Source organism: Sphingomonas sp., from assembly GCF_025353885.1.
In the GTDB taxonomy this organism is placed as follows: domain Bacteria; phylum Pseudomonadota; class Alphaproteobacteria; order Sphingomonadales; family Sphingomonadaceae; genus Sphingomonas_O.
The window spans coordinates 1-3,358 of sequence record NZ_JANXNX010000091.1; the positions used below are offsets into that span (position 1 = coordinate 1).

At 66.4% G+C, this 3,358-nt stretch carries 4 protein-coding genes and 1 tRNA gene; 3 read left to right on the forward strand and 2 right to left on the reverse strand.

Annotation, left to right across the window (positions count from 1 at the left end; genetic code table 11):
- From Q0R02_RS09955 to Q0R02_RS09965, 3 genes are all read left to right on the forward strand, one after another.
- A partial coding sequence (locus tag Q0R02_RS09955; RefSeq protein WP_293883010.1) for an aminotransferase class I/II-fold pyridoxal phosphate-dependent enzyme occupies nucleotides 1–651 on the forward strand: 651 nt, incomplete at its 5' end.
- A complete protein-coding gene (bioD, locus tag Q0R02_RS09960) occupies nucleotides 648–1,274 on the forward strand; it encodes a dethiobiotin synthase (RefSeq protein WP_293883012.1) in 627 nt (208 codons plus the stop codon). The genes Q0R02_RS09955 and bioD, both read left to right, overlap by 4 nt.
- Nucleotides 1,271–2,515, forward strand: a complete 1,245-nt coding sequence (locus Q0R02_RS09965) for an adenosylmethionine--8-amino-7-oxononanoate transaminase (RefSeq protein WP_293883014.1) — start codon at nucleotides 1,271–1,273, stop codon at nucleotides 2,513–2,515. Before bioD ends, Q0R02_RS09965 begins: the two co-directional genes overlap by 4 nt.
- Nucleotides 2,516–2,624: 109 nt before the next feature.
- Here Q0R02_RS09965 and Q0R02_RS09970 read toward each other — a convergent pair.
- Nucleotides 2,625–2,699: transfer RNA gene (locus Q0R02_RS09970), tRNA-Glu, on the reverse strand.
- Nucleotides 2,700–2,792: 93 nt separating this feature from the next.
- Nucleotides 2,793–3,358: DHHA1 domain-containing protein (locus Q0R02_RS09975; RefSeq protein WP_293883016.1), on the reverse strand; the 566-nt coding region annotated here is incomplete at its 5' end.

Sequence of the window (3,358 nt, forward strand, 5' to 3'; positions counted from 1 at the left end):
ACCGGTCGCGTCTGGATCGCCGTCGAAAGCCTCTACAGCATGGATGGCGACCTTGCCCCGCTTGAACGGTTCAGCGACCTCGCCCGACACCATGACGCCGTGCTTCTGATCGACGATGCTCATGCGACCGGCGTGTTCGGACCCGACGGGCGGGGGCTGGCCGCACCTTGTGACGGGCACGATAACGTCATCGTCCTGCGGACCTGTGGCAAGGCGCTTGGTTGTGAAGGTGCGCTGCTGTGCGGCCCGCGCGTGATGCACGACTTCCTCGTCAATCGCAGTCGCGCCTTTATTTTTTCAACGGCGCCATCGCCGTTGATGGCAGCGGCCGTGCGTGCCGCCTTGCGCTTGCTGGTCGACGAACCCGAGCGCCGCACCCGCCTGCACGATCTGATCGGGGTCGCCGCATCCGCATTGTCGCCGTTCGGGGCGCTGACGAACGGGTCACAGATCATGCCCATCATTTTGGGTGACGATGCCCGGACGATGCAGGTCGCCGCACACGTCCAGGCGGCTGGCTTCGATGTTCGCGGCATTCGCCCGCCCACCGTGGCTGCGGGAACATCGCGCCTGCGGATCTCGATCACCCTGAACGTCACTGCCGCCGACGTGCAGGCGCTCGCGGACGTGCTTGCGGATGCCGGCCTGTGAGCGTGATTGTCGTCACCGGCACCGATACCGCCATCGGCAAGACGGTGTTTGCCGCCGCTTTGACGGGTGCGCTCGGGGCCGCTTACTGGAAACCCGTCCAGGCTGGTCTCGACGAGGAAACCGACAGCGAATGCGTTGCGCGCCTGGCGGGATCGGCATCGGACCGGATTTTTCCGGAAGTGTATCGCCTGGCCACTCCCTGTTCGCCGCATCGCGCCGCCGAACTGGACGGCCTCACCATCGATCCCGCGCGCCTGATCCCGCCAACCTGCGACGGGCCGCTCGTTATCGAGGGTGCGGGTGGCGTCCTTGTTCCCCTGACCCGCGACCTGCTGTTTGCCGACCTGCTGGGTCGCTGGGCATTGCCGACGGTCCTGGTTGCGCGAACGGCGCTTGGCACGATCAATCACAGCCTGCTGTCGATCGAGGCGCTGCGAGCGCGCAGCGTACCTGTGCTGGGGATCGCGTTCGTTGGCGACGCGAACGAGGATACCGAGCACACCATCGCGACGATGGGCAAGGTCAGGCGGCTGGGGCGGCTGCCGATGGTCGGCACGCTGGATCGGGCGACGCTCCACACGGTTTTTGCGGCGAACTTCTCGCTCCGGGATTTTACCGGATGACCTCCCCCGTCTGGCACCCCTTTACTCAGCACGGCCTGGATGAACCGATCCCGGTGGTCGCGCGCGGTGAAGGAGCGGCGCTCCATACCGCCGATGGCCGCCGCATCATCGACGCCATCTCGTCGTGGTGGGTGACGACCCACGGTCATGGCAACCCGCGTATCATGGCCGCCATTGCCGAACAGGCGGGCAAGCTGGACCAGATCATCTTCGCTGGCTGGACTCACGAACCCGCCGAGCAACTTGCGCGATCGCTGGTCGACATGATGCCCGCCCCTCTGTCGCATGTATTCTTTTCGGACAGCGGGTCGACGGCGGTCGAAGTCGCGCTGAAAATGGCGCTCGGCTTCTGGGCAAATCGCAACGAACCACGCGACCGCATCCTGGTGATGGAGCACAGCTATCACGGCGACACCATCGGCGCGATGTCGGTCGGCGCGCGCGGCGTCTTTAACCAGGCCTATGCCCCGTTGTTGTTTGATGTCGGCACCGTCCCTTTCCCCCGCGCAGAAACAGAACAGGTGACCCTCGACGCGCTGGAGGATGCGTGCCGGTCCCGTCCCGCCGCGTTCATCGTCGAACCGCTGGTGCTGGGCGCGGGCGGGATGCTGTTCTACACCCCCGCCGTCCTCGCCGAAATGCGTGCGATCTGCGCGCGCCACGGCGTCCTGTTCATCGCCGACGAAATCATGACCGGATGGGGCCGAACCGGCACGTTGCTGGCCAGCGAACAGGCGGGTGTCGTGCCCGATATCCTGTGTTTGTCAAAAGGGCTGACCGGCGGCGCGATCCCGCTGGCCGTCACCCTTGCCACACCGGCGATCTTCGATGCGCATCGGTCGCGGGACCGGGCCAAGATGTTTTTCCACTCATCCAGCTACACCGCCAATCCCATCGCCTGTGCAGCGGCCAATGCGAACATCGAGATCTGGCGCGATGAGCCTGTGCTGGCCCGTGTCGCCGACCTTGGTCAACGTCAGCAACGCCACCTCGACCGCATCGGCAGCCATTTGAAAATCCGCACCGTGCGCCGGGCCGGCACCATCGCCGCTTTCGAGATTGAGGATGAAACCGGCAGTTATTTATCCGCCATCGCCCCCCGCCTGATGGCCCACGCCCGCGACCACGACGTCCTGCTCCGCCCGCTGGGCAACACAGTCTATGTCATGCCGCCCTATTGCATCGACGACGATGACCTGAGCGCAATTTATGACGTGGTCGAAAGCTTTCTCGACCGCTAGCGTCAGGTGGGAGACGGGGTGTCCAGAGCATCTCGCCAAACGCTGGGCTGATCAACTCGATCGCTCGATCAGCACCGCGCCGGGCGTGCGGGGCAAATCTGGTTATCGCTGGTGACCCCAACGGGAATCGAACCCGTGTTTCAGCCGTGAAAGGGCCGCGTCCTAACCGCTAGACGATGGGGCCAAGCGAGCGGCCAGTTACGGAGGCTGGCCCGCGATGTCAATCGACCGCGCGGGACGGGCAGAAATTGGCGCGAACGTCACCTCCCTTGGGGGGTCAATCCACCCACGCCGCATCGTCCAGATGCAGCTCGGCCGCGGGGCGGGTGCCCCAGTCGTCGATCTTGGCACGGCCAGCAACCCACAGCCGCCGGTCGCGCGGCGCCCCCAGCAGGGCCTGCCCCAAAGCCGTGTCGGCGCTGCGGAACGCGACCGTTTTCAGGCTGCGGCCGTCGTCGCCTGCCATCACCGCGCGGACATGGCCGCCGCTGCCGACCACGTCGGCCTTGATAACGCGCATCATGCCCGCCGCGATCCGTGGCGCGGGCCACCCCATGCCATAGGGGCCGCCAACATCCAGCGCCTCAACCAGCGACGGCGTGACCCCTCCGCAAGCCACTACGGCGTCCAGCAACAAGGCACGGTTGCCACCGGCACGCGCGACCTCGCTCGCCAGCCGCTCGTCGATGAAGTCGGCGAACGCCTCGACCTGCCCCGCTGCGACGGTCAGCCCCGCTGCCATCGCATGGCCGCCCCCTGCCACCATCAGCCCCATGGCCTTCGCCGCCAGCACCGCTGCCCCCAGGTCGACGCCGGGGATCGAGCGCCCCGACCCCTTGCCGA

What these genes read in the sequence shown, in the direction of transcription:
- Q0R02_RS09965 (WP_293883014.1), top strand. Translation starts at nt 1,271, where the DNA reads ATGACCTCCCCCGTCTGGCACCCCTTTACTCAGCACGGCCTGGATGAA.